The organism is Phenylobacterium sp. (genome assembly GCF_019636135.1).
Lineage (GTDB): Bacteria > Pseudomonadota > Alphaproteobacteria > Caulobacterales > Caulobacteraceae > Phenylobacterium.
The window spans coordinates 181,098-205,514 of the sequence record NZ_JAHBYD010000001.1; the positions used below are offsets into that span (position 1 = coordinate 181,098).

14 protein-coding genes are annotated in these 24,417 nt (G+C 70.2%); 7 read left to right on the top strand and 7 right to left on the bottom strand.

What is annotated here, in order from left to right:
- Nucleotides 1-71: 71 nt before the first annotated feature.
- The 3 genes from KF737_RS00815 to KF737_RS00825 all read right to left on the bottom strand — a co-directional run bounded on the left by KF737_RS00815 (nucleotide 72) and on the right by KF737_RS00825 (nucleotide 9,046).
- On the bottom strand, nucleotides 72-5,219 hold the full coding sequence (locus tag KF737_RS00815; RefSeq protein WP_296449241.1) for a RecQ family ATP-dependent DNA helicase: 5,148 nt from the start codon (nucleotides 5,217-5,219) through the stop codon (nucleotides 72-74).
- Between the two features lie 345 nt (nucleotides 5,220-5,564).
- Entirely contained in the window at nucleotides 5,565-7,931 is a 2,367-nt protein-coding gene (locus KF737_RS00820) for a CoA transferase (RefSeq protein WP_296449244.1), read from the bottom strand.
- Nucleotides 7,928-9,046 (bottom strand): aromatic ring-hydroxylating dioxygenase subunit alpha, encoded by a 1,119-nt coding sequence (locus KF737_RS00825; protein ID WP_296449247.1) that lies wholly within the window; start codon nucleotides 9,044-9,046, stop codon nucleotides 7,928-7,930. The genes KF737_RS00820 and KF737_RS00825 overlap by 4 nt, the downstream gene beginning before the upstream one ends.
- A gap of 187 nt (nucleotides 9,047-9,233) precedes the next feature.
- Between KF737_RS00825 and KF737_RS00830 the strand changes: the two genes are divergently transcribed.
- Nucleotides 9,234-10,076, top strand: coding sequence for an enoyl-CoA hydratase-related protein (locus KF737_RS00830; protein WP_296449251.1), 843 nt, complete (start codon nucleotides 9,234-9,236; stop codon nucleotides 10,074-10,076).
- Between the two features lie 94 nt (nucleotides 10,077-10,170).
- On the opposite strand, the gene KF737_RS00835 is transcribed toward KF737_RS00830, so the two are convergent.
- The gene (locus tag KF737_RS00835; RefSeq protein ID WP_296449253.1) at nucleotides 10,171-10,491 is read right to left on the bottom strand and encodes a 2Fe-2S iron-sulfur cluster-binding protein; all 321 of its coding nucleotides are present in this window, start codon (nucleotides 10,489-10,491) and stop codon (nucleotides 10,171-10,173) included.
- 392 nt (nucleotides 10,492-10,883) lie between these two features.
- Between KF737_RS00835 and KF737_RS00840 the strand changes: the two genes are divergently transcribed.
- Nucleotides 10,884-11,645 (top strand): SDR family oxidoreductase, encoded by a 762-nt coding sequence (locus tag KF737_RS00840; protein ID WP_296449257.1) that lies wholly within the window; start codon nucleotides 10,884-10,886, stop codon nucleotides 11,643-11,645.
- A 40-nt stretch (nucleotides 11,646-11,685) separates the two neighbouring features.
- Here the strand turns inward: KF737_RS00840 and KF737_RS00845 are convergent, their stop codons facing one another.
- From KF737_RS00845 to KF737_RS00855, 3 genes are all read right to left on the bottom strand, one after another.
- The gene (locus KF737_RS00845; protein ID WP_296449259.1) at nucleotides 11,686-14,397 is read right to left on the bottom strand and encodes a TonB-dependent receptor; all 2,712 of its coding nucleotides are present in this window, start codon (nucleotides 14,395-14,397) and stop codon (nucleotides 11,686-11,688) included.
- A 195-nt stretch (nucleotides 14,398-14,592) separates the two neighbouring features.
- A complete protein-coding gene (locus tag KF737_RS00850) occupies nucleotides 14,593-15,381 on the bottom strand; it encodes an SDR family oxidoreductase (RefSeq protein ID WP_296449262.1) in 789 nt (262 codons plus the stop codon).
- A gap of 101 nt (nucleotides 15,382-15,482) precedes the next feature.
- Nucleotides 15,483-16,433, bottom strand: coding sequence for a LysR substrate-binding domain-containing protein (locus KF737_RS00855; RefSeq protein WP_296449265.1), 951 nt, complete (start codon nucleotides 16,431-16,433; stop codon nucleotides 15,483-15,485).
- Nucleotides 16,434-16,613: 180 nt separating this feature from the next.
- Between KF737_RS00855 and KF737_RS00860 the strand changes: the two genes are divergently transcribed.
- From KF737_RS00860 to KF737_RS00880, 5 genes are all read left to right on the top strand, one after another.
- Complete coding sequence (locus tag KF737_RS00860; protein ID WP_296449268.1) at nucleotides 16,614-17,735, top strand: aromatic ring-hydroxylating dioxygenase subunit alpha; 1,122 nt, start codon at nucleotides 16,614-16,616, stop codon at nucleotides 17,733-17,735.
- A 55-nt stretch (nucleotides 17,736-17,790) separates the two neighbouring features.
- A complete protein-coding gene (locus tag KF737_RS00865; protein WP_296449271.1) occupies nucleotides 17,791-20,367 on the top strand; it encodes a TonB-dependent receptor in 2,577 nt (858 codons plus the stop codon).
- A 7-nt stretch (nucleotides 20,368-20,374) separates the two neighbouring features.
- Complete coding sequence (locus KF737_RS00870) at nucleotides 20,375-21,796, top strand: MFS transporter (RefSeq protein ID WP_296449274.1); 1,422 nt, start codon at nucleotides 20,375-20,377, stop codon at nucleotides 21,794-21,796.
- A 172-nt stretch (nucleotides 21,797-21,968) separates the two neighbouring features.
- Entirely contained in the window at nucleotides 21,969-23,618 is a 1,650-nt protein-coding gene (locus KF737_RS00875; RefSeq protein ID WP_296449277.1) for an AMP-binding protein, read from the top strand.
- Nucleotides 23,619-24,398: an SDR family NAD(P)-dependent oxidoreductase gene (locus KF737_RS00880; RefSeq protein WP_296449279.1), complete on the top strand. Its 780-nt coding sequence runs from the start codon at nucleotides 23,619-23,621 to the stop codon at nucleotides 24,396-24,398.
- Nucleotides 24,399-24,417: the final 19 nt, after the last annotated feature.

Here is a 24,417-nt window from a genome sequence, read left to right on the forward strand (position 1 = left end):
AACGACTGATGCGGGCTTTCCCGTCTGACGGGAATCCATGTCTTCAGCATCGGGCCGGGGCGCCGGCCTCTCTATGATCCGGATGGCGCGGAACGCCCGCCTTCCGCCGGTCGGGGGCCGAACACCAGCTCAGGCAGGACGGCTTCCCAGTCTTCACGGTGGAGACTGTCCCGATACTCCTCCTTGCTGTCCGCCCTGCGCCAGCGGACAATCGCTCCGACCTCGCCACGCAGGAAAGCGAGGCCGTCAGGAGGGGCGAAGATCCGGGACATCCGGCCGAGGCATCGCCCCTTTGCGTCATGCAGCAGCCATCCTCCGTCGTGGGCCACAAGCGTGACGGGATCGCCGACCCTGGCGGCCGCGATGGCGGCAAGCGTCGGGTGTCCGGCGCGCAGCCGCCCGGCATAGGACAAGTCGACCTGCCGCATGTCGGGCGTCTGATACCGATATCCAGGATCGTGCGAACCGTCGGCATCGACCGCCACGGGCCGTTGCAGCACCGAGTCCTGCGACGCATGCAGGTACGGATGCGCGCCGGCGCCGCCCGCCATCACGGCCAGGCTGCGGCGTGCGCGCGTCATGGCGACATAGAAGAGGCGGCGGGGTGCGTCGGCATCCTCGCCTCTCGACGGCTTCTCCCAGGCGCCGTCCAGGATCACCACGTCGTCGAATTCAAGTCCCTTGGCGCGATGGGCCGTCAACAGAAGCAGCCCTCGCTGTTCGCTCCGCGTGTCGCGGGCCCATTCGGCAAGCCATTCGATGAGGTCGGGCGCCGGCGCCTTCTTGTCGGAAAGTTCGCGGGCCAGTTCGGCGAGGCCCTCGGCGATCAGGTCGGTCCAGCGATTACGCGGCTGGTCGCCCAGCATCTCCAGCACATCCGCCACGCCGAGAAGCCGCCCGGAATCCCCACGCAACGCCGCCGCCAGCCGTTGCATCTCGCGCAGCCGCCAGATGTTCGGCAGGGTCTCGTTCGCCGTCTCGACGGGGACGCCAAGGGCTTCGGCATAGCTTCTCACCGGCTCCAGGCCTCGCCAGTCGCGCGAGATGATGGCCGTGCGCGACCAGTTCCAATCCGGGTCCAGGCGCGAGAGGCGCACGAGTTCATCCACCGCCGCGATGGCCAGCCGCCCCGCATCGCCCGACGGGCAATAGAGCAACTGCACCCGCCCCCTGGCCACCGGGTCGAGGGCGGCCATCACCCCGCCGGGCGGGTCCTTCCTGCGTTTGCCGTCGACGGTGATGTCATGGCCGGTCTTCATGCGATCCGCCGCCGGGGCGATGACCGAATTGGCCGCCGCGATGATGTGGCGGGTCGAACGGTAGTTCTCCGTCAGGAACTCGGGCTTCGCCCTGTAGTCCGCCTCGAATTGCCGAATGAAGCGGATCGACGCTCCGGCGAAGGCGTAGATGTTCTGGTCGTCGTCGCCCACCGCAAACAGGCTGAGCCGCAGATCGGGATCGTCCAGGGATCGGCCTGCGACAGCGGCGATCAACGCATACTCCTCCTGACCGATGTCCTGATATTCGTCGACGAGAATCCAGCGATAGCCGTGGATCAGCGCATCGCGCTGCGCCTCGGCCTCGACCCGGCTCAATCCCTCGCCGTTGAGCTGGCGCACGGCCTCCCTGACGATATCGTCGAAGTCGCGGCTGTCCGCCGGGGTTCCGGCGAAGCTTGCGCCGACCAGCCGCATCGCCAGCGCATGGCAGGTGGAAATGGTGACGCCATTGGCGTCGTCGCCGATGAGACGCCGCAGCCGCCCCCGGATTTCCGCCGCCGCGTGGCGGTTGTAGCTGAGCACCAGGATGCCGCGCGGGTCTTCGCGCCTCACGCGGATCAGATAGGCGATCCGATGGACCAGCGTCCGGGTCTTTCCCGCGCCCGGGCCGGCCAGCACCAGGACATTGGTCTGTTCCCGGTCGTCGCTGACGATCTTCTCCTGCACCGGATTGTCCAGGTCCTCGACGATCGCCTTCCATGAAGCGCCGGTGGTCTGGCGCCAGATCGCGCCCCCGTCGCCGGGCAGCCAGCGGCGCAGGAAGGCCTCGCGATCCAGCGTGAAATAGTCTTCCGACAGCCGCAGCGCCTGATCCATCGATGAAAGACCCTTCTCGGCATAGGCCGCCATCACATGGGTCTGGATGGTCTGCTCGCCATAATGGTCTTCCAGCGGCTCGAAGTGCTTCTGGGTGAAGGAGCCGCCGGCGGGGCGCAGGTATATCGTCATCGCCGGGCGGAATACGGTCAGCCCCTTGCCCAGCGTCACCACGCCCTGCTCGTGCAGCCATATGAGGGCGCGGTCCATGAGCTTCGTCATGTCCTTCGCCTCATCGCGCAGGAAGGCGTCGCCGTTCAGCGACGCCAGCAGATCGCCGAGGGTGGTTTCGACCTGGATGTCCTTGCCGCGCCTGCGCCTGGCGACCTTGCCTGTCAGATGCCTGAGCAGGAGCTCGGCCCCTTGCCGCCGGACCGCCGCCGTCTGCTCCAGTATCGGCCACGGCCGCTGCAACGCCACCATGAGCGTGTTGCGTGACGCCTTGCGCAGCCGGATATTGCCGCGCCCGCCGTCCTGATCGTGGCCGTCGCGGGCTATTCCGCGCAGGAGCTTCTCCACGATATCGGGCCGCACGCCGGCATGGCCCTTGTCACGCAGAACCTGACACGCTTCGGACAGATGCAACGGGAGCGCCTCCGCGCCCTCGGCATCGGGCGCGGCCTCATGCATCAAGGCGATGAGATCGGCCTCGAGGCTCGAAGCCTGCTGCAGCCGTCGCGGCGAACCGCCTTCGACGCCGACATGCACGAAGACCGTCACCGCCACATCGTTGCGCGCGACGCCCAGCACCTCCAGGTCGGCCATCGCCTTGTTCAGCGCGCCGCCGGTCAAACCGCTGACGCCCGCCAGCTCGTCCGTGGAAATCCCCTGATCGGGCGCCGCGTTCATCAGATGGCGCACGATGTCCAGAAGCTGCCTGCGCCGGGCGGCGGTGATCGTGGTCCTGTCGAGGATCGCCCTGGCCTCATCCAGCTTGCGGATGCGCAGCGACGACGGGAAGATTCGCACCCGGTTTTCCTCCCGGGTCAGCAGCGTGGCTTCTTCCAGCCAGGAGATGGCCGTCTTGACGCGCGTATCGTCGGTCGCGCTGTCGCGCTCGAACTGCTGGTCGTGTTCCGCGCGCACGACCTCGCCCGACGTGACGACCACTTCCCCCGTCTTCTTCGTTTTCTCGTCCACCCTGCGAAGGGCTTTGAGGATCGCGCCGATCTCGTGACGTGCGAGCCGCGACCGGGCGGAGAGCGAGAACTGGCGCTCCACGTCGTCGCTCGCAAACAGCAGCACACAGTCGGCATGGGCGCGGTCCCGGCCCGCGCGGCCCGCTTCCTGAAGGTAGTTCTCCAGCGATCCCGGAATATCGCCATGGATCACCAGACGGATATCGGGCTTGTCTATTCCCATGCCGAATGCGTTGGTGGCGACGACGATCCTGAGGTCGCCGACGCGGAAACGTTCCTGGACGTCGCGCTTCTCATCGGACGGAAGACCGGCGTGAAAGCGTTCGGCCGGCAACCCCTGCTGCTTCAGGAATTCAGCCACCAGCTCCGTCTGGTTCCGCGTCGCGCAATAGATCACCGCGCCCGACGCACCCTCCCGCGGCAGCTTCGCCTCGATGACGTCCAGAATGTCGTTGAGCTTGGCGCCCCGCTGCGTAGGGCGCACCTCGAAAGTCAGATTGGTGCGCACCGCGCCGCCGTTGAGCAGCATGAGGTCTGTCCCCAGGCGGGACCGGAAATGCTGCCGGATATCGCGCACCACCTCGGGCTTTGCGGTGGCGGTCAGGCAGAGCACCGGCGCGACGGGACCGTCGCCTGAGAATTCCCTGATGAACCGGCTGACGTAGCGGTAGTCCGGCCGGAAATCATGACCCCACTTCGAAACGCAGTGGGCTTCGTCCAGCACCCAGAGCCCGACGTCCCGTTGCGCCAGGACCGAACGGACGGAGACGCTGCGCAACTGCTCCGGCGAAATCAGCAGCATCGCCGCCTCGCCCATGCGTATCTGATCGAGCGCGTTCTGCCGTTCGGGCGTCGAGAGCATGCCATTGATCGTGACGGCCGACGAGATGCCCGCCCTCGCCATGCCCTGCACCTGATCCGCCATCAGCGCGACGAGCGGCGAGATGACCACCGTCAACGCCCCGATCCTATCGAACTTCGACAGCGCCGGAATCTGGTAGCAGACCGATTTTCCGGCGCCGGTCGGCAGGATGCCGAGCACGCTTTGGCCCTGCATCACTTCGTCCACGATGCGTTCCTGCAGGGAACGGCCCTTGTCGTCCGCCGGTTGGGGACGGAAGGCATCGAAGCCGAACCAGCGCGAGAGCGCGCGCCTGGGATCGTTCATCTCCCGGCACCAGGCGCAATCGGTCCTGCCGCATGTCGTATCGCGCAGATATCGGACGATATGCGAAGCCTCGGCGAATTGCGCGCGCACCCATGGGGGCATCACCGAATCGCCTCCGGCGACGGAGGTCCATGCCAGCGCATAGGCCAGGGGCCAGCCCATCTGCGGATTGGAGAGCCGTTCCAGGATCTCCTCGACCCGTCGCGCGCAGGCCCGCTCCGCCAGCAGGCGCCGGATCGCCGCCTCCGCCGCTCCGACCGACGGAACGGGCGCTCCGCGAACGGCGCTGAACACGGCGTCGAACCCCGCCGACGCCTCCGGCCGCGTGGCGAGGAAATGATAGGCCGTCAGCGCATCGGCCGCTTCGCCGTTCAGGAGCCGGAAGGCGTCGAGCTGGCTTGTGAACACCTGAAACACCAGGCGCGCGTCCAGTTCGGGATCGTTCACATGTCCGGCCTGGAGGCGGCCATCATGATGATGCTTGACGAGGTGATGATAGGGGTTGCGCGGGAAGGCCAGAGGGTTCAGCCACAGCGTATCGATGGCGACCCGCGCCGCAGCCGCCAGCCGGGGCCGTGCAGCCGCCAGATGCGGAAGATCGTGGCGCAGGATGTTGTGACCGATCAGATGGCCGGGCTCGGCCAGGCTCCCTTCCAGCCGATCCAGCGCCTTCTCCAACTGCCCCTTGCGTGACAGGATCGGTGGCGCATCATTGTAACGAACCGCCGCAAGAGCGAAAATTCGCGCCGTTCTGGGATCCACCTCAAGATCAACCGAAATGCATCGCGCCAAGAGGTCATCAAAAGCTTCAGACATGGTAAGCGAAGCATCCCATTGGCTCTTGCCCGAACCACGAGAACCGACAGCGTTGCTGCGCAAGGTCGCGGTGGTCTGGTCCAGACGCTAGTCGGAGACATCGTCGATCACATCGATGTTGGGCCTTCCGAAGCGTGCATCATCCTCGATCCCATCGGCCTTGGCCGTCATCCCGGACGATCGATACAGCAGGACGGCATCATCACTGACCTTGCCCGCCCGAAGACGTCACAACCATCCTACATGGCCCGCATGATCCGGAAAGAGCGGGAAGCGCCGGAAGAGCTCGTGGGGGGCGGAGATCAGCCAGCCGAGGCGCGGCCGGAATGAGGCGCCGCGCGCAGATCAGGGCGCCACGCCTGTGACGTCCTTCTCCATCAGGCGCGCGAACGCGTCCCTGTCGATCCCGAGGAACTCGCGGAGCAGCGCCTCGCCATGTTCTCCGAGACGGGGTGGCGGCGTCTGCGGGCGCGGCGTGCTGCCGGCGAAGCGCCAGGTCGCCCCGTTGTACTTCTGGCTTCCCAGGTCGGGACGGGAGAGTTCGCGGAACCAGTGGCGCGCCACGAGGTGCGGGTCGTCCAGGCCCTCGCGGGGGCCACGCACGACGCCGGCGGCCACGCCGAGGGCCTGCAACCGTCGCATGAGGTCTTCGGGATGGGACGTGCGGGTCCAGGCCGCGAGGTCGGCTTCGATCTCGTCCTCGAACCGGCGCCGGCCTTCGAGCGTGGCGTACCTCGGGTCGTGGAGGCCCGACGCGGCGGCCAGCGCCCGCCAGGCATCATCGTCGTGGACGGCGATGGCGATCCAGCGATCCTCGCCCGCGCAGGGGAACACGCCGTGCGGCGCCATCTGCGGACTGCGGTTGCCGACGGGGCGCGGCGCGTCGCCGACCTGGGCCTCCAACAGGCATTCGCCGATGTAGCCGACCGAGGCGTCGAGCATCGCGGCGTCGATGGCCTCGCCGCGCCCGGTGCGCCGCCGATGGACCAGGCAGACCAGGATCATGGCGGCCATCTGGAACCCGTCGATGGCGTCGGCCTGGTAGAAGCCCATCAGCACCGGGTCGCCGTCGTGGTAGGCGTGCAGGCTGTCCCAGCCGGCCAGCGCCTCGATGGCCGAGCCGTTGGTCTTGAAGAGGCTCCAGAGCCCCGTCTTCCCGAACCCCGACGACGACAGCATGACGATGTCGTCCCGCGCCTCGCGCAGGGCCGGGTAGGCCAGGCCGAACTTGTCCATGACCGTCGGCGTGAAGTTCTCGGCCACCACGTCGGCGTCGCGCACCAGCCGCAGGAACAGGTCCTTGCCCTCGGGCGAGCGCAGGTCGAGCGTCAGGTCGCGCTTGTTCAGATTGACGCTGTTGAAGGCCCAGCACCGGTTGGGCGGCGCGGCCTGCGGCGCGTCGAAGGCGGGCGGCTGCGCCGGAACCGTGCGCCAGATGTCCGGGCGGCGATGGGATTCGATCTTGATCACCTCGGCGCCGAGGTCCGCGAGCAGCAGGGTCGCGAAGGGTCCGATCCAGGCCTGGGTGAGGTCGAGGACCCGGACGCCGGCCAGCGGCGCCTCGCCCCGATCGCCGGCGCGCCTGGGCGGCTCGCGGCGGGCCCAGTCCAGGGCCTCGGGTTCCGCCGCCGGCGCGGGGACGATGGGCGCGGGCCCGGTCGCCTGGAGCAAGGCCGGCGGGCCGGGGAAGCGCAGCCGGCCCAGCCGCGGGTTGTCGCTGTCGTGGAAGAAGCCACGCTCGCCGAGCGGGTCCAGGTCGAGCAGTTCCGCGGGTGTCATCGCCTTGCCGCAGGTGACGCCGCCGACGGTCAGGGCCAGGAACAGGTCCTCGGCGCGCCAGCGGCGGGTGTGGGCGCCGAAGAAGCCGGTGGTCTTGCGGACGACCTCGGCCGGCGCCCCTTCGTACAGGTCGGGGGGAAACGCCTCCGGCGGGATCTCCAGGATCCCGGCCAGGACGTCCTTCGTCGCGGGTGCGTTGACGGCGACGGACAGCCAGCCGTCGGAACAGGGCAGCAGGCGCACGCCGCTCTCCGTGCCGCCTTCCCGGACCTTTTCGCGGCCCGAATACTGGACCTGCAGGTAGGGGACCATGCTGGCCACGGTCTCCATCGCGGAGATCTCCACGCGCTCGGCATGGCCTGTCCGTTCGCGCTTCAGCCAGGCGGCGAGGGCCGCGGTGAAGGCGTTCACGCCCACGGCGTAGGCGGTCAGGTGGCCGGGAGACCGCAGCGGCTCGCGCTCGGCCAGGCCGTTCAGCGCGAGATAGCCGGAGAGCGCCTCCACCACGATCCCGGCGCCGCGGAAGCGGCTGTACGGCCCGGAGAGCCCGAACGGCGTCACCGAGATCACGCAGAGTGACGGGAACGCATCGGTCGGCGCCGCCGGCGAGACGCCGAGGCGTTCGAGGACCGTCGCGTCGGCGTCGGTGACGAGGATGTCGGCGGCGGCCAGCAGTTCGCGGAGCCCATCGTCGCCGTCGACGCGCACGGCGCGCTTGCTGGCGGCGATCCACTCCCAGAGGAGGGAGGTTGGCGACCCGTCCACGGCCTTCGCGAACGGCGCATGCGCGCGGAGCGGCGATGGCCCGCCGAGCTCCGCGACGGCCACGTCGGCGCCCCAGGCCGCGAACTGCTTGGCGCAATAGGCGGCCGGGATATCGCGGGCGAGCTCGAGGACCCGGATGCCGGCGAGCGGTGCGCCGTCTCCGCTCACGCGGCGGCCCCGATTGCAGCGTGGAGATTGCGGTGGAAGTGGGCGATCGCGCCCTCGAACAGGCCGAACTCGAAAGCGTCGTTGGCGCCGCTGGCCAGCCCGCGCTGGATCGACTCCACGATCTCGCGGTCCTCGCGGGCGCCCTCGTGGTCCAGGGCGATGGCCTGGTCGATGCGCGCGCGGGACGTCGCCAGCGCCTCAGGCTCGGCCAGCATGTAGCGGACGTCGCGCGTCACGCCGGGCGACACCGGTTCCAGCACCACCATCAGGACCCGCTTCGGCAGGGTGGCGATCATCACGTTCGGGAAGAGGTGGTAGACGAAGGTCGAGCGGCCGGCCGCGCGCCGCGTCGCTGGCGGAAAGTCCCGCTGCTTCTCGATGTTCTGGTAGGGAAAGGTGACCCGGCTGTTGCGGCCGAAGGCCTCCACGACATTCAGGTTGTCGTATTGCAGGGGGTAGAAGCTCTGCCGGTGGGTCTGGCGGATGTGATAGCCCTCGAGGAACCCCTCGGCCGAGATCTTCCAGTTCGCCGCGACGTCCCGCTCGGTCGCCGACAGGAAGGCCATGCCCTCCGGGAACATGGCCGGCGGCTCGTCCAGGCCCGCATCCGTCGAAGGTCCGGGCTCTTGGGTGACGAAGACCAGCCCGGCGCGCTCCTGTGTCCGCAGCGGCCTGAGGCCATGGGCGGCCTTGTCGAGCCCGGGAAAGCCGTGCTCGCCGGGCAGGCCGCGCAGGGCGCCGTCCAGGCCGTAGGTCCAGCCGTGATAGGGGCAGGCGAACGACTTCTGCCGCCCCATGCCGCAGGCCACCTCGGCCCCGCGATGCCGGCAGGCGTTGCGGTAGGCCCGCGCCACGCCGTCCGCCCCGCGCACGACGAGGATCGGCGTCTGCGCGGCGGTCCGGGCCAGGTAGGCGCCGGGAGTCGGGATCGCCGCCGAGGGGCAGAACGGCGTCGGCGTGCGGCGCATCACCTGCACCTCGGCCTCGAAGCGCGCCTGCGAGAGATAGTTCGCCACCGGCTCGCGCCAGGGGCCTTCGCTCAGGTCGGTGGCCTGGCCGTCGATGTGCGCGAAGACCCGCTCGACGATCTCCGGCTCGGTCATCAGGCTCGTCATGCGGGGACGCCTCCACGCCGCGTCTCGCGGCCAGGGTGTCAGAAGCCGTCCCGGGCGCAAGCGAAGCCGGGCGGCCGATAGGTGAGCCGGCTTCACCCTTGGGCGCCGCCTGTTTTGCTTGATGGGGCGCCCGGCCGGGCCCGACACTCGGCGCGGCGGCGGCAGGCCCGACGTCGAGCGAGGTTCCGTGACCGACTTCCAGGACATCATCTACGCCGTGGACGGGCCGCTGGCGATCATCACCCTCAACCGGCCGAACTACCGCAACGCGCAGAGCTTCCGCACCAAGGACGAAATCGACCTCGCCTTCGACCTGGCCAGGGCCGACGCCGCTGTGCGCGTCGTCATCGTCCGGGGCGCCGGCGGCGTGTTCTCGACGGGGCACGACCTCGGGACGCCCGAGAGCCGGGCCTATCGCGAAGCGCTGGGCGAGAAGTCCGGGATCGAGGCCTACGACCAGTTCCGGCGCTATACCTTCGACGTCCTGCTGAAGTGGCGGAACTTCCCCAAGCCCACCGTGGCGATGGTCGAGGGCTACTGCATCTACGCCGGATGGATGCTGGCGGCCGCCATGGACGTGGTCTTCGCCGCCGACGATGCGCAGTTCCTGGGCGGCTTCGTGGAATACATGTCGCTGCCGTGGGACGTGGGCGTGCGGCGGGCCAAGGAACTGTGCTTCGAGAGCCGCTTCATCCCGGCGGCGGAGGCCCAGGCGTACGGGCTGGTGAATCGCGTCCTGCCCAAGGCCGACCTGGAGCGGGAGACCTATGCATGGGCGCGCCGGGTGGCCGAGAACAGCCCCGAGGTGTTGCGCTTCAGCAAGGTCCAGATCAACAAGGCGCAGGACGCGCAGGGGTTCTCCAACGCCCTGGAGGACTCCATCGGCGACATCCAGGCCATGCTGAACCTGCCCGGCGCCTCGTGGCGGGCCGGCGACCAGCGCCGCGCCTCGACGGTCGAGCTGGCGCTGAAGGGCCTGCGGGGCGAGCGCTTCGGCCAGGCGCCGGGGCCGCCCAAGTCCGCCGATTGAATCCGGCGACTGAAAAAAGGAACCCCGGCGCGAGACGCGCGCCGGGGCAGGACTCGCGGGGGCGCCGGGGAGCCGCCGCAGGGAGGAACAGGGTTCAGTGCTGGCTTTCGGGGAGGCGCACGACGAGGCCGTCCAGGTCCGGCGTGAGGCGGATCTGGCAGGCGAGCCGGCTGTTGCCTTCGACGCCGTCGGCGAACTCCAGCATCGAGTCCTCCATCGCCGTCCGCGCGCCGGTCCGGGCCAGCCAGGCGCCGTCCACATAGACGTGGCAGGTGGCGCAGGCGCAGGCGCCGCCGCAGTCCGCATCGATCCCCGGCACGTTGTTGCGCACCGCCGTCTCCATGACCGTGGAGCCGGCGCGCCCATCCAGCTCGTGGCGGGCTCCGCCATGCTCTACGTAGGTGACCTTGACCATCGATCGACGCTCCAATCCTGATCCTGGGTTGTGGAGAGCCGACCCCTGTCCCCACAAGAGAAACGCGCAGGGGGATCGATGAAAGGGACTCATGCGCCCGGCGGCGGAAAGCGGGCTTCCCGGCGCGTGTGTCCTACACGCAGGAGGCGTCGTCGCCGTGGGCACGGACGTCACTCGCTGTCCATATAGATTATGTAAAACAATGGAATATCGAGGTCTGGCGACCGTGATCGACGGCGCGGCGAGGCACGGGTCGTGCGCCCCGTCCACGCCGGTTCTCCAGCCGCTGGAACGGTGAACCGATCGCGCGCAGGTGGCCCAGGCCGCGCTTGACCTGGCCGCCGCCGCGCCCCGATTTCGGGGCCAGGCAAGACGCAGGCACAGGGGCGCCCATGACATTGTTCGATCTCACCGGCCGCACGGCGATCATCACCGGGTCCTCCCGCGGGATCGGCCGGGCCATCGCCGAGCGGATGGCCGAGCACGGCGCCCGGGTGGTGATCTCCTCGCGCAAGGCCGAGGCCTGCGAGGCGACGGCGCGCGCCATCGACGCCGCCTGGCCGGGCCAGGCTATCGCAGTCCCCGCCAGCATCTCGTCCAAGGCCGACCTCCAGCGGCTGGTGGATACGACGCGGGAGAGGTTCGGGCCGGCCGACATCCTGGTCTGCAACGCCGCCTCGAACCCCGTCTACGGGCCGATGGCGGACCTCGACGACGCGACCTTCCGCAAGGTCCTGGACAACAACGTCGTCGCCAACCACTGGCTGATCCACATGGCGGCGCCCGAGATGAAGGCGCGGGGCGGCGGCGCCATCGTCATCGTCTCGTCCACGGCGGGGCTGCGCGGCACGCCCGTGCTGGGCGCCTATGCGATCTCGAAGGCGGCCGACATGCAGCTCGTGCGCAACCTCGCGCACGAACTCTCGCCCCACAACATCCGGGTCAACTGCATCGCGCCCGGGCTGGTGAAGACCGATTTCGCAAAGGCGCTCTGGGACACGCCCGAGGCCGAGCAGCGCTCCAGCCGCGACACGCCCCTGCGGCGACTGGGCGAGCCCGACGACATCGCCGGCGCCGCCGTCTTCCTGGCCTCGCGCGCCGGCGGGTGGATGACCGGCCAGTCCATCGTCATCGACGGCGGCCATACCGCCTGACGGACGGGAGCCCCGGGGGACGATCCCCGGGGCTCCCGGCTCAGAAGCGCTTGGTGACCGAGACGCCGTAGAGGCGCGGGTCCAGCAGGATCACTTCGCGCGTCGAGCCCACGTTCTCGTCGGCGATGTCGAAGCCCACGATGGTGTCGCGATTGCGGATGTTCTTCACGAACGCCTGGACCGACAGGTCATGCTCGGGGACATCCACGATCAGGCTGGCGTTGAGGTTGTCCCAGGCGCGGATCCTGTCGAAGGCGGCGTTGTTGTAGCGCATCATCGTCGAGGACTGGCGGTAGTAGTCGCCGCGCAGCGTGGCGCTCCAGCCGTTGGCGAAGTCCCAGCGGTATTGGGCGCCCAGGGCCACGGTCCACCTGGGCGCGTTGGGCAGGTCGGCGCCCCTGAGGTCCTGGATCACGCCCTCGCCGGAGCCATTGGAATAGAGCGCGACGTCGGCGCCGTAGCCGTGGACCCCTGCCGACAGCGCGGCCGCCGTGGCCGGCGCGATCCCCGCCGAGGTGAGCAGGGTGGTGAGCGCCGCCGGACCGCTGCAGGCCGCGGCGCCCAGCGCCGCCGGTCCCGCCGCCTGCTGCAGCACCGCGGCGACGCCCTGGGCGTTCAGGATGCAGCCGCCGGCCGAGGAATTGGCGTAGATGTAGGTCGCGTCGCCCTGGGTCCGGTTGAAGGTGTCGACGCCGCGGCCGTCCTTGATGCGGGTGTCCAGGTAGCCGATGTTGGCGTTGAGGCGCAGGCCGTCCACCGGCGCCCACACGCTCTCGAACTCCAGGCCCTTGATGGATGCGTCGATGTTCTCGTTGAAGATCGAGCGGTTCACGCTGCGGCCGATCTGGTAGCCCTTGTAGTCGTAGTGGAAGGCCGTGAGGTTGAGCAGCAGTCGGCCGTCCAGCAGCGTGTTCTTGGCTCCCACCTCGATCGCGTTGACGAACTCGGGATCGTACGAGGCGGCCAGGCCCAGCGCGACCACGCCCGGCGGGTTGAAGCCGCCGCCCTTGTAGCCCTTGGCGTAGGACGCGTAGACCAGGGTGTCGTCGGTGAACGGCAGGTCGGGCGACCAGTCGACGTTGAAGCGGCCCGTCAATTCCTTGAAGCGGACGTCCTGGTAGGGGCCGTAGACCGGCCCGCGGCCGGCCGCGAACAGCGTGGCGCCCGAGCCTCGCGTGCGCTTCTTGTCGTCGGTGTAACGCAGGCCCACCGTGATGCGCAGGTCGTCGGCCGCCTTCCAGTAGACCTCGCCGAAAGCCGCCTTCGAGGTCAGCTCATACTGGGTCTGGTTGACGAAGTAGTTGTGGCCCGTGAAGTCGGGACTGCTCAGCGGGTCGACGTAGGCGGCGGGCTGGATGACCCGCACCGCCGCGGTGGCGATGTTCGACGCGAAGTAGGCGAGGGAGTCGGTCTTGTAGTCGAGGTAGATGCCGCCGACGTTGAAGTTGACCGGCCCGTCGAAGTCGGACTGCAGCCGCAGCTCCTGCGTCCACTGCTCGGCGTGGCCTCGTCCGCCCGACTGGCTCTGGGCGCGGTCGGTCGCGCCGAACTGCCCGTCGGTCAGGATGCCGCCGGGGGCCAGCGGGGAGGCGGCGAACGGGACCGAGGCGCGCACGGCGCCGAAGTCGCCCAGGCTGTAGGTCTCGTTCTCGTTGTAGCTGGACAGCGAGGTGACCTTGAGCGCGTCGGTCGCATCCCACTCCAGATTGAGCTCATAGATGTCGGCCCGCGGCCGGTAGACCGGACGGCCGAACACTTCGACCTCGCGCAGGTTGCGCGAGACCGTCTTGCCGCCGAACGCGTCGACGGCCTGGATGCCCACCAGGCGTCCGACGATGCCGGGGAAGGTGGCCAGGTAGTTGGTCGACCCGTAGCTCGCGTCGTCGAAGACCGAGACCGGCAGGCAGCCCGAGGTGAGCGCCGCCTGCGCCGCGCCCGTCGGCACGCCGCGCACGGTGGCGGGGCCCGGGTCCTTGGCGCAGAGCTGCTTGCGCGCGCCGCGGCTGTCGTCCTCGGCGAACGTGTCCCAGAGCAGGAAGCCGCGCAGCCGCGCGCCGGGCTCGAAGGCCAGCGTCACGCGGCCGGCCCAGATCTGGCGGCTGTCGATGTCCTGGCCGTTCAGGGTGTTCGTCGTGTAGCCGTCGCGGTCCAGGCCGAACGCGGCGATGCGCAGGGCGACCTTGTCCCCGAAGGGCAGGTTCAGGAAACCCTGGTGCTTCATGCTGTGGTAGTTGCCGAACTCGGCGGTGATCCCGGCCTGGAAGTCGCCCTGCACCGGCTTGTTGGTGATCACGTTCACGACGCCGCCGGTGGCGTTGCGGCCGTAGAGCGTGCCCTGCGGCCCGCGCAGCACCTCGACGCGCTCCACGTCGTAGAACTCGGCGTCGGCGGCCCGGTTGGTGGTCAGCGGCACGTTGTTGTGGTGGATGCCCACGCCGTCGTCGCCGCCAGTGGCCACGAGCTGGGCGCCAATGCCGCGGATCTGGAAGTTGGTGCGCAGGGACCGGCGGGTGAAGGTGAGGTTCGGCACCGACTGGACGAGGTTGCCCGCCCCGTCGATCCCCTGGGCCTTCAGCGCCTGCTGCGAGAAGGCCGAGACGGCGATCGGCACGTCCTGGACCGACTCCTGGCGCTTCTGTGCGGTGACGATCAGCTCTTCGAGAACGGAGTCGCCTTCCGCGGCCGCCACGCCCTGCGGGCACATGGCCGCGAGCGCCGCGACCGACGCCGAGACAAGCCAGGTTCTGGCCATCTGAATCCCCCCTGTTGCTTAAGACCCGGCTCTCTGCAGACGGAGCCGTTGGCGTTTCGCACCCGCGGTCGGATGCGGCTCCAGCGTCGCCACGGGGCCGGCCCGTCACAAGCGAAACGCATGATCGGATAGGTGATGTGGGTTCACCGATCCGGCCGTCGGCCAGGGATCAGGGCCAGGGATCAGGGCCAGGGATCAGGGATTGAGCGGCAGCGTCCGCGCGCGCAGCCGGCGCATGCCCGCGAGCCAGCGGTCGTAGTCGGCGGCCTTGCGCTGCATGTAGCCGGCGACCTGCGGGTGCGGGAGGATCAGGAACCGCTCGGCCTCCAGGCCCGCGATCACGCTGTCCGCGACCGCCTCGGGGCTCAGGACGCCGTCCGGCCGGTTCGCGCCCTGGCGGCTGTTGCGCAGCATCGCCGTGTCCACGCCCTGCGGGCACAGGATCGAAACCCGCACGCCCTGGTCGCCGTGGGTGATGGCGATCGCCTCGGCCAGTCCCACCGCGGCGTGCTTGGTGGTGGAATAGACGGTCCCGCCCACCTGGGAGAGCAGGCCGGCCGCCGAGATCGTCTGCAGCAGGTAGCCCTCGCCCCGGGCGACCATGCCGGGCAGCACGGCGCGCGCCGCGTGGACGTGGGCCATCACGTTGATGCGCCAGAGCCTGTCCCAGGCCGCGTCGGTCGCCGAGGCGGCCCAGGCCGGATCGGGGTCGGCGTCGCCCACGCCGGCGTTCGAGCAGAAGAGGTCGATGCGGCCGTTGCGGGCCTCCACGTCGGCGACCAGCGCCTCGACGGCGGCGCGGTCGGCGACGTCCACGGGATAGGCGACCCCGCCCACGGCCCCGGCGACGCGGCCGGCGCCCTCGGCGTTGCGGTCGGCCACGGCGATGAAGGCCGCGCCCTCCCGGCGGAAGCGATGGCACAGCGCAGCGCCGATGCCCTCGGCCCCGCCGGTGACCACCACGACCTTGCCCGCCACCTTCATGCCGCTTCCCCGCGTCGCCGTGGGGCTGCTCTGCGGCGGGCGCGGGGACGCCACAAGCGAAACGGGCCGGACGATCGGTGAGCTACGCTCACCCTGGGACGCTACGGCCGGGCGAGTTCGCCCACGATCCAGCGGCGGAACGCGCGCAGGCTCACGCGGCCCTGGTCGTTCGGCCGGTGGACCAGCCAGTAGCTGCCGTTCGGATGACGGACCGGGATCGGCTGGTGCAGCGGCTGGCCGTCCCCCCGTCCGGAGACCAGGGGCTCGAGGCCCATCGCCACGCCGATCCCCTGCTCGGCCGCCTGCAGCGCGGTGGTGTAGCTGTCGACCCAGATCGTCTGCTTCGGCCTGACCTCGCCGGCGCCGGCCTCGCTGAACCACAACGGCCACGCCAGGGGATAGGTCGTCACCTGGATGAGCGTCGCGCGCTCCAGGTCCTGCGGCGTGGCCAGCTTCAGCTTCCGCGCGATCTCCGCCGTGCAGACCGGGGTGGTGAAGATGTCCATGAGATGGGTGGCGCTCAGCCCCGGCCAGTCGCCGTCGCCGGGGCAGATGGCGGCGTCGAACAGTTCGGTCTCGAAGTCGACGCCGCGGCTGACGTTCTCGATGGAGATCTCCACCGAGGGGTTGGCGGCCACGAAGCCGCCGAGTCGGGGCAGCAGCCAGGCCGAGGCGAAGGCGGGCACGACCGCCAGTTTCAGCCGGGTGTGCGAGGGCGCCAGGTCCTTGTGCGCGGTCGCCCGCGCGAGTTCGGTGAAGGCCCCGGCCGTGATCGCCGCCAGGGCGACGCCGGCGCGGGTGGGGCGCACCATCCGGTTCGCGCGGGTGAACAGCCGGTCGCCGATCACGCGCTCCAGGTTGCGGATCCGGTGGCTCACCGCCGACGGCGTCAGGTGCAGCGCCGTGGCGGCGGCGCGGAAGCTGCCCAGCCGCACGGCCCAGTCGAACGCCTGCAGCGACAAGAGCAGGGCCGAGGTGAGGTGCGTCGGTGCGCGCGGCGCTTCCACGGCGCGCTGCAGGCGAGGCGAGGTGGAGGTCGGGCTGTTGGGCATCGCGTCGCAAGCGGAGCCCCGCCGGACGTTCAGGTCAAGCCGCGCGGTGCGTCGGATCCCACCGCATCGATGAACCTGGTTCAGCTATTCGGGCCCCTGTTTCGCTTGTGGATCGAGGCCTTGTGACGCGTTCTCGGACCCATCGTTTCGCCCCCCCGAGCGCAGGGACCTTCGCCGCAAATGACGACGCTGCTCGCCGAGACCGAGGTCGTCGCCCGGGTCTTCGACCACATCGACCACGGCACCACCGACCTCAGCGCCGACACCTGGCGCGAGCCGGTGGCCAACTACCTCTCGCCCGAGCGTTTCCAGGCCGAACTAGCGCTGATGCGACGCACGCCGACGCCCTTCTGCCCCTCGGCCATGCTGCGGGGGCCGGGCTCGTACCTGGCGCGCAGCGCCGCGGGCGTGCCGCTGGTGGCCGTCCGCGGGTCGGACGGCGTCGTGCGCGCGTTCCGCAACGCCTGCCGGCACCGGGGCGCGCAGGTGGCCTGCGGGGCGGGCCAGCAGAAGTCGTTCGTCTGCCCCTATCACGGCTGGACCTACGGCCTGGACGGCGCGCTGCGCGGCGTCCCTGGCGAACACGGCTTCCCCGGCCTGGACAAGGGCGCGCACGGCCTGGCGCCGGTCAGGGCCCATGAACACGGCGGGCTGGTCTACATCACCCAGGAGCCGGCCGAAGGCGACGACGCGGCCTATGTGGCGACCCTGCCGACGCTGTTCGGGCCGACCTACGAGCTGGTGTCGGACGTGCTGCGCGAGACCCGGGCGAACTGGAAGATCTGCGCCGAGGGCTTCCTCGAGGGCTACCACATCTACGCGACCCACCGGGACACCTTCTACCCGGCCCAGTACGACAACCTCGCCGTCATCGAGACCTTCGACCGCAACAGCCGGGTGACCTTCCCGTACCGCACGATCGAGCGCCTGCGCGGCGCGCCGCAGGACACGTGGAACACCGAGAGCAAGCTCACCTACCTCTACCACCTGTTCCCGAACGTGATGATCGCCACCCTGCCGAAGCGGATCCTGATGGTGGTGCTGGAACCCGTGCATCCGGGGCTCACCCACTACCACCGCTACACCCTGGCCCGCGCCGAGGACCTCGCGGCGCACCGCGACGCGATCGACAAGGGCGTCGCCTTCGGCCTGGAGGGCGAGAAGGAGGACCGGATGATCGTGGAGTCCATCCAGCGGGGCCTTGCGAGCCAGGGCAACGACGCCTTCGTGTTCGGCCGCTTCGAGGGGGCCATCACCCACTTCCATCGCAACCTGCACGCCGTGTTGGCCGACACGGCCTGACGACCTCCGCGCAATGGCGCGGAGCAGAAGAACAGACGACAAAAAGGGGGAAACCATGCGGAAACAATCCGCCCCGGCGCAGTCGCGCCTCGCGTTCCTGATGACCAGCGTCGCGTTCGCAGGCGCCGTGACGCCGGCCCTGGCGGCCGACGCCCCGGCCGCCGTCGAGGAGGTGGTCGTCACCGCCCGCCGCGTCGAGGAGAACATCCAGAAGGTGCCGGTGGCCGTCACCGCCATCGGCGGCGAGGCCGTGAAGGAGCGCGGCATCGTCAGCGTCACCGACGTGATGTTCGCTGCGCCCTCGGTGCAGATGACCACGGCGCTGGGGCGCCTCTCGGGCGCCTTTTCGATCCGCGGCCTGGCCGGCGGCACCCAGGTCTATTTCGCGGAGATCCCCGGCGGCCCGACCGAGAGCGCCGCGCCGTTCTACGACATCGCCAACATCCAGGTGCTGAACGGGCCCCAGGGCACGCTGTTCGGCCGCGCCAACACCGCCGGCGCCGTGCTCGTCACCCCGGCGCGTCCGGACCTCGACAGCCTCGCGGGCTCGCTGGACGTCGCCCAGGGCGGCCTGGGCCTCAGCCGCATCACCGGGGTGCTGAACGTCCCGATCATCAAGGACGAGCTCGCGGTCCGGATCGCCGCCCACCGCAACCATCTGGACGGCTACACCAAGACGCTCGGCAGTTCCGACCGCCTCAACGAGACCAATACGGAGAATGCGCGGATCAGCGCGGAGTGGCGCAAGGGCTGGTTCCGCACCTATTCGGTGTTCGACTACTACGACGTCGACCAGGCCCCGGGCGCGCCGATCCTCTCGGCGATCAACACCAGCCTCGCCATCTTCAACCTGCCGGCCAGCATCGATGCGCCCAATGGGCTGACCGTAGGGACCGCGACCTTCGGCGCCGTCTGCGGCCAGGCCGTGGCGGCCGGCCTGTCGCCCAACGTCAACGCCTGCATCGACCAGCGCCTGCGGATCGCGGCGACCTTCCGCCCGGCGCTGGAGGCCGAGTTCGCGCGCACCAGCCAGGGCGGCGACGCCGTGCGCTCGACACCGCATGACCCCTCGCTCGACCTGCGTGAGACGCTCCGCAAGCTGACCTTCGTGAACCAGTCCGAGATCGACTTCGGGAAGGTGTGGCTGACCACCGTCACCCTGCGCAACATCTTCGGCTTCCAGGCCGCGAAGGGCGCCACGCTCTGGAACACAGACGGCCTGGGCGGCCTGATCCAGAACACACTCTCGGTCTCGCCCTCGGCCGCCTACGCGTTCACGGTCTCGGGCCAGCAGGTCGGCAACCGGGTCGTCTTCGGCGTCGGCCCCTACCAGAAGGTCTACACCAACGAGACCCAGCTCCGGGGCGAGGTGGGCGACGGCCTGCTGGTCTGGAGCCTGGGCGGGTTCTATCAGCGCGCGCCGGGGGTTCAGAACTCCGAAGGCGTGCGCAACATGAACCGGGTCAACTCGGGCGTGACGCTGGCGACGCTGGGCTACAACCCCTCGTTCCCGTTCCCGGACGGCGGCCTGACGACCCAGCGGGCGGTGAACGCCCAGGGCACGCTCAACGTCAGCGGCGTGGCCCCTTTCCTCACCGCGCTCCACGTCACCGGCGGTGTCCGCAAGTCGTGGGACAAGGCCCTGGTGCTGTCCCGCACGGCGCTCACCGACATCCCGACCGGCCGCATCGTCCCGGGCGCCCAGACGCGCAGCTTCACGAAGAGCGACGGCTACAACTCGACCCTGTCGCTCGACGCGCAGGTGACGTCCGATCTCCTCGTCTACGCCGCCACGCGCAAGGGATATCGGCCGGGCGGTGTGAACCTGGGCAGCCTGGCTGTCGGCCTGCCGAACTTCACGCCGACCTATGCGCCGGAGTCGGTGCGCGACTACGAACTGGGCGCCAAGTTCGACTTCCGGCTGGGCTCGGCCGTCGGCCGCCTGAACGCCGCGGCCTATTCCACCAGGTACGGTGACATCCAGCGCACCTTCTCGGCCTCCGTGAACGGCATCGCGGTCAGCTACATCGTCAACGCCGCGGCCGCGAAGATCGATGGGCTGGAGCTGCAGGGCCAGCTCGTGTCGGGTCCCTGGAGCCTGTCGGCCAACTACGCCTACGCCGACGCGCGCTTCACCGACTATACCGCCGCCGACCCGTTCGGCCTGATCCGGCCGGGCGACGCGCGTTGCCTGCCGCAGTCGACGGCGGCCCTCTGTCTGCTGGACCTGTCGGGCAATCCGTTCGCCAATGTCTCGAAGCACCAAGGCAGCGCGACGGCGAAATACGTCCTGCCCCTCGACGAGCAGCTGGGCGAGGCCAGCCTCCAGGCCACCGTCTACATGCAGTCGCGCCGCTACTTCAGCGACACCGCCGAGCGGACCGTGCAGCAGTACGGCGAGGTCACCCGCGATGCGATCTCGCAGAAGGCGTTCGAGCGCATCAACGTGCGCGCCGACTGGAAGCGGATCGGCGGCGGGAACCTGAGCGCGGCCCTGTTCGTCAACAACCTGACGGACCGCAACTACGGCCTGACCACGATCACCCAGCTCCATTCGCTGGGGAACTCGGTGAAGATCTACGGCGAGCCGCGCACCTATGGCGTCGAGCTGCGCTACGCCTTCGGCGAATAGGCGCGGCATGTCGGGCGGCGGGCGGCTGACGTTCCGGACGCGGCTGGTCTACAGCGTGGGCGAGATCGGGGAGGGGGTCAAGAGCGCCGCGCTCGAGACCTTCCTGTTCTTCTTCTACGTCCAGGTGGTCGGCCTGCCGGGCACGCTGACCGGGGCCGCGCTCTTCATCGCGCTGATGTTCGACGCGGTCTCCGACCCGATGGTCGGCGACTGGTCGGATCGCGTCCGCACGCGGCTCGGCCGGCGGCACCCCTTCCTCTACACCGCCCCGGTCCCGCTGGCGCTCGCGCTGGTCTGCCTGTTCAGCCCGCCGCACCTGGCGGACATCCCGCTGTTCCTGTGGCTCACGGGGTTCACGATCCTCGCCCGCGTGGCGATGACGCTCTACTTCGTGCCGCACATGGCGCTGGGCGCCGAGCTCAGCCGCGACTTCGCCGAGCGGGTGGCCATCGGCGGCTCGCGGGTCTTCTTCGGCTACGTCGGCCGGCTCATGGGCATGGGGCTGGGGTTCGCGGTGTTCTTCGCCGACCGCCAGGGCTTCCGGAACGGCCAGCTCGACCCATCGGCCTATCCGCCGTTCGCCGTCGCGCTGGGCCTCCTGGTCGTCCTGTTCGTGATCGGCTCGGCCCTGGGCACCCAGAGGGTCGCGCTGCGGCTCGCCGCTGAAAACCCGGCCCCTGTGGCCAAGGCCGACGCCGGCCTGCTGCGCGCGCTGGGCCGGGCCGTCCGCTCGCCTTCGTTCCGCGCGCTCTTCAGCGCCATCCTGATCATGTCGACCTACAACGGCGTCCAGGGGGCGCTGGCGCTGCACATGAACACCTACTTCTGGCGGCTGCCGCCGGGCGAGGTGCAGTGGATCTTCTACGCCTCGATGCTGGGCTTCATGCTGGGCGTGCCGCTCGCGCGCCCGGCCGCGCGCCGCCTCGACAAGAAGGCGGCCTACGTGGGCGGCGTCGCCGGCGCGGTGGCGTTGGGCGTCGGCCCCACGATCCTGCGGCTCCTCGACCTCGCGCCGCCCAACGGCGCGCCGGAGCTGCTCGCCCTGCTGATCGGCGCGTCGTTCCTGTCGGGCGCCATCGGCTCGGTGTCGGTGGTGGTGTCGGCGGCGATGGTGGCCGACCTGGCCGACGAGTACGACTTCGAGCACCGCGCCCGACCTGAAGGCCTGTTCTTCGGGGTGGTCGCCTTCTGCCGCAAGGCCTCGCTGGGCGTCGGCGGCGCGGTGGCGGGCGTCGTCATCGACGTGATCCGGTTCCCCCAGAAGGCCGAGCCGGGCGCCGTGCCGGCCGACGCGCTGGAGCGGCTGGGGATCACCTACGGCCCCTTCATCGCGGTGGTGGTCTTCTCCGGCATGCTGCTGATGATCCCCTATGCGCTGAGCCGCAGCCGCCAGGCGGAGATCGCCCGGACGCTGGAGGCGCGCGCATGACGCCCGCGACCATGCATGAGCCCGGCTCACCTGTCCGATCATCCGTTTCGCTTGTGGAGGCGAGGGCTTCTGACACGCTGGAGCCAAAGGCCGGTGCGGACCCCGCGCCGGCTCGCCGTGGAGGAAATGGCCAGATGTCGCGCCGCGCGCCGGACCCGGGCGAGGGCCTGTGATGACCGCCGCGATGGCCTGGTGCTTCGCCGCCCTGTGGGACGCGGTGGCCGAAGCGATCCCGGACGCGCCGGCGGTCGCCGAGGGCGCGATCCGCCGCACCTGGCGCACGCACGAGGATCGGGCGGCGCGGCTGGCCGGCGCCCTGGTCGCGGCGGGCCTCGGGCCGGACTCCAAGGTCGCGATCTACGGCTACAATTCCGCGGCCTATGTCGAGGCGCTCTATGCGGTGCTCAAGGCGCGCTGCACGCCCGTGAACGTGAACTACCGCTACGCCGAGCAGGAGCTCACCTACCTGTTCGACAACGCCGACGCCGAGGCGGTGATCTTCGACGCCCGGTTCGGCCCGCGCCTGGCCGCCATCCTGCCGTCGCTGCCGAAGCTGAAGCTGCTGGTCGAGATCGACGACGGGTCGGGCGAGCGCCTGCCGCAGGCCGCGCGGCTGGAGGCGCTGGCCGAGACCTGCCCGCCGCTCGCGCCCCGGGACTATTCGGAAGACGACATCCTGATGCTCTACACGGGCGGCACCACCGGCCTGCCCAAGGGCGTCATGTACCGCCAGGGCGACTACAGCCGCGCCATGCTGGCCGGTTTCGACCGGATGGGCCTGCCGCGGCCCGCGACCCGCGAGGAACTCCAGGACGCCGTGCGCCGGCTCCAGGCCGAGGGCCGGGCGCCGGTCAGCACCCCGGCGTGCCCGCTGATGCACGGCACGGGCCAGAACGGCGGCGTGCTGATGCCGCATGCGATGGGCGGCTGCGTGGTCCTGTTCCGCAACACCCGCTTCGACGCCGACGCGCTGTGGCGGCTGGTGGAGGCGGAAGCGGTCAGCGACCTCACCATCGTCGGCGACGCCTTCGCCCGGCCGATGCTGGATGCGCTGGAGGCCGCCGAGGCCGCTGGCCGGCCCTACGACGTCTCCTCGCTGCGCCGCATCCTGTCGTCGGGGGTGATGTTCTCCCGGGAGACCAAGGAAGGGCTGCTCCGCTTCGCCGACATCACCATCATGGACAGCATGGGCGCGAGCGAGGGCGGCATGGCCGTCTCGGTCGTGTCCCGCGCCAGTCCGCCCGGCGAGACGGCCAGGTTCGTGGCCAACCCCAGCACGAGGGTCTTCCGCGAGGACGGCCGCGAGGTGACGCCCGGCTCGGACGAGGTGGGCCTGATCGCCAACGGCGGCTTCTCGCCGATCGGCTACTACAAGGACCCGGAGAAGACCGCCGCCACGTTCCGCGTGATCGACGGCCAGCGCTATTCGTTCCCCGGCGACTTCGCCAGGGTCGCCGCGGACGGCGGCCTGATCCTGCTGGGCCGTGGATCGAACTGCATCAACACCGGCGGCGAGAAGGTCTTCCCCGAGGAGGTGGAGGAGGCGCTGAAGGCGCACCCGGCCGTCGCCGACGCCCTGGTGGTCGGGCTGCCGGACCCGCGCTTCGGCGAGCGCATCGTCGCCGTCGTCGCGGCGGCGCCCGGCGAGGCGCCCGACGAAGCGGCGCTGATCGCGGCCGTCCGCGCGCGGCTCGCCGACTACAAGCGGCCGCGGGCCATCGTGTTCGCCGACGAGGTGCGCCGCGCGCCCAACGGCAAGGCGGACTACGCCTGGGCCAAGGCCACGGCCGCCGGGGCGCTCGCGCCCGCGGAGGCCGGATAGATGGCGGCCATCCAGGACCTCAGCCGCTCGGTGCGGGGCCGTGTCGTGCTCATCACCGGCGCCGCCAGCGGGATCGGCCGCGCCACGGCCCACGTCTTCGCGCGGGAAGGCGCCAGGGTCGCGGTCACCGATCGGCTCCAGGCGGACGCCGACCGCGTCGCCGCCGAGATCGGGGCCGAAGGGGGTGAGGCCCACGGCTGGGCGCTGGACGTGGCCGATGCTGCGGCGATCGCAGCCGTGGCGCCGGCCGTCGCGGATCGCTTCGGCGGCCTGGACGTCCTGGTGAACAACGCCGGGACGACGCGCGTGCTGAAGATCGACGACGCCCGCTACGACGCCGCCTGGGATGTCCTGCTGCCGATCCTGCTGGGGGCGCACCAGCGGATGGTCCGCGCGGCCCTGCCGCACCTGCGCCGCTCGGACGCGCCGCGCATCGTCAACATCGCCTCGACCGAGGCCCTGGGCGCGAGCTCGCCGGGCAGCATCTATTCCGCCGCCAAGGCGGGCGTGACAGGCCTCACCCGCTCGCTAGCCGTGGAACTGGGACGCGAGGGCATAACCGTCAACTGCATCTGCCCGGGCCCGATCCACACCGGCATGACCGCCGCCATCCCCGCCGAGCACAAGGCCGTCTACGCCCGGCGCCGCACGGCGCTGGGCCGCTACGGCGACCCGGCCGAGGTGGCCCACGCGATCCTCAACCTCAGCCTGCCCGCCTCGTCCTACGTCACCGGCGTGACCCTGCGCGTCGACGGCGGGCTGATGGTGCGCAATGCCTGACCTTTCGCGCCCGCAACGA

Bases quoted from the DNA above. Each gene is read 5' to 3' on its own strand.
- KF737_RS00815 (WP_296449241.1), bottom strand. From the start codon at position 5,219: ATGTCTGAAGCTTTTGATGACCTCTTGGCGCGATGCATTTCGGTTGAT.
- KF737_RS00825 (WP_296449247.1), bottom strand. From the start codon at position 9,046: ATGACGAGCCTGATGACCGAGCCGGAGATCGTCGAGCGGGTCTTCGCG.
- KF737_RS00835 (WP_296449253.1), bottom strand. From the start codon at position 10,491: ATGGTCAAGGTCACCTACGTAGAGCATGGCGGAGCCCGCCACGAGCTG.
- KF737_RS00840 (WP_296449257.1), top strand. From the start codon at position 10,884: ATGACATTGTTCGATCTCACCGGCCGCACGGCGATCATCACCGGGTCC.
- KF737_RS00845 (WP_296449259.1), bottom strand. From the start codon at position 14,397: ATGGCCAGAACCTGGCTTGTCTCGGCGTCGGTCGCGGCGCTCGCGGCC.
- KF737_RS00850 (WP_296449262.1), bottom strand. From the start codon at position 15,381: ATGAAGGTGGCGGGCAAGGTCGTGGTGGTCACCGGCGGGGCCGAGGGC.
- KF737_RS00855 (WP_296449265.1), bottom strand. From the start codon at position 16,433: ATGCCCAACAGCCCGACCTCCACCTCGCCTCGCCTGCAGCGCGCCGTG.
- KF737_RS00860 (WP_296449268.1), top strand. From the start codon at position 16,614: ATGACGACGCTGCTCGCCGAGACCGAGGTCGTCGCCCGGGTCTTCGAC.
- KF737_RS00865 (WP_296449271.1), top strand. From the start codon at position 17,791: ATGCGGAAACAATCCGCCCCGGCGCAGTCGCGCCTCGCGTTCCTGATG.
- KF737_RS00870 (WP_296449274.1), top strand. From the start codon at position 20,375: ATGTCGGGCGGCGGGCGGCTGACGTTCCGGACGCGGCTGGTCTACAGC.
- KF737_RS00875 (WP_296449277.1), top strand. From the start codon at position 21,969: ATGACCGCCGCGATGGCCTGGTGCTTCGCCGCCCTGTGGGACGCGGTG.
- KF737_RS00880 (WP_296449279.1), top strand. From the start codon at position 23,619: ATGGCGGCCATCCAGGACCTCAGCCGCTCGGTGCGGGGCCGTGTCGTG.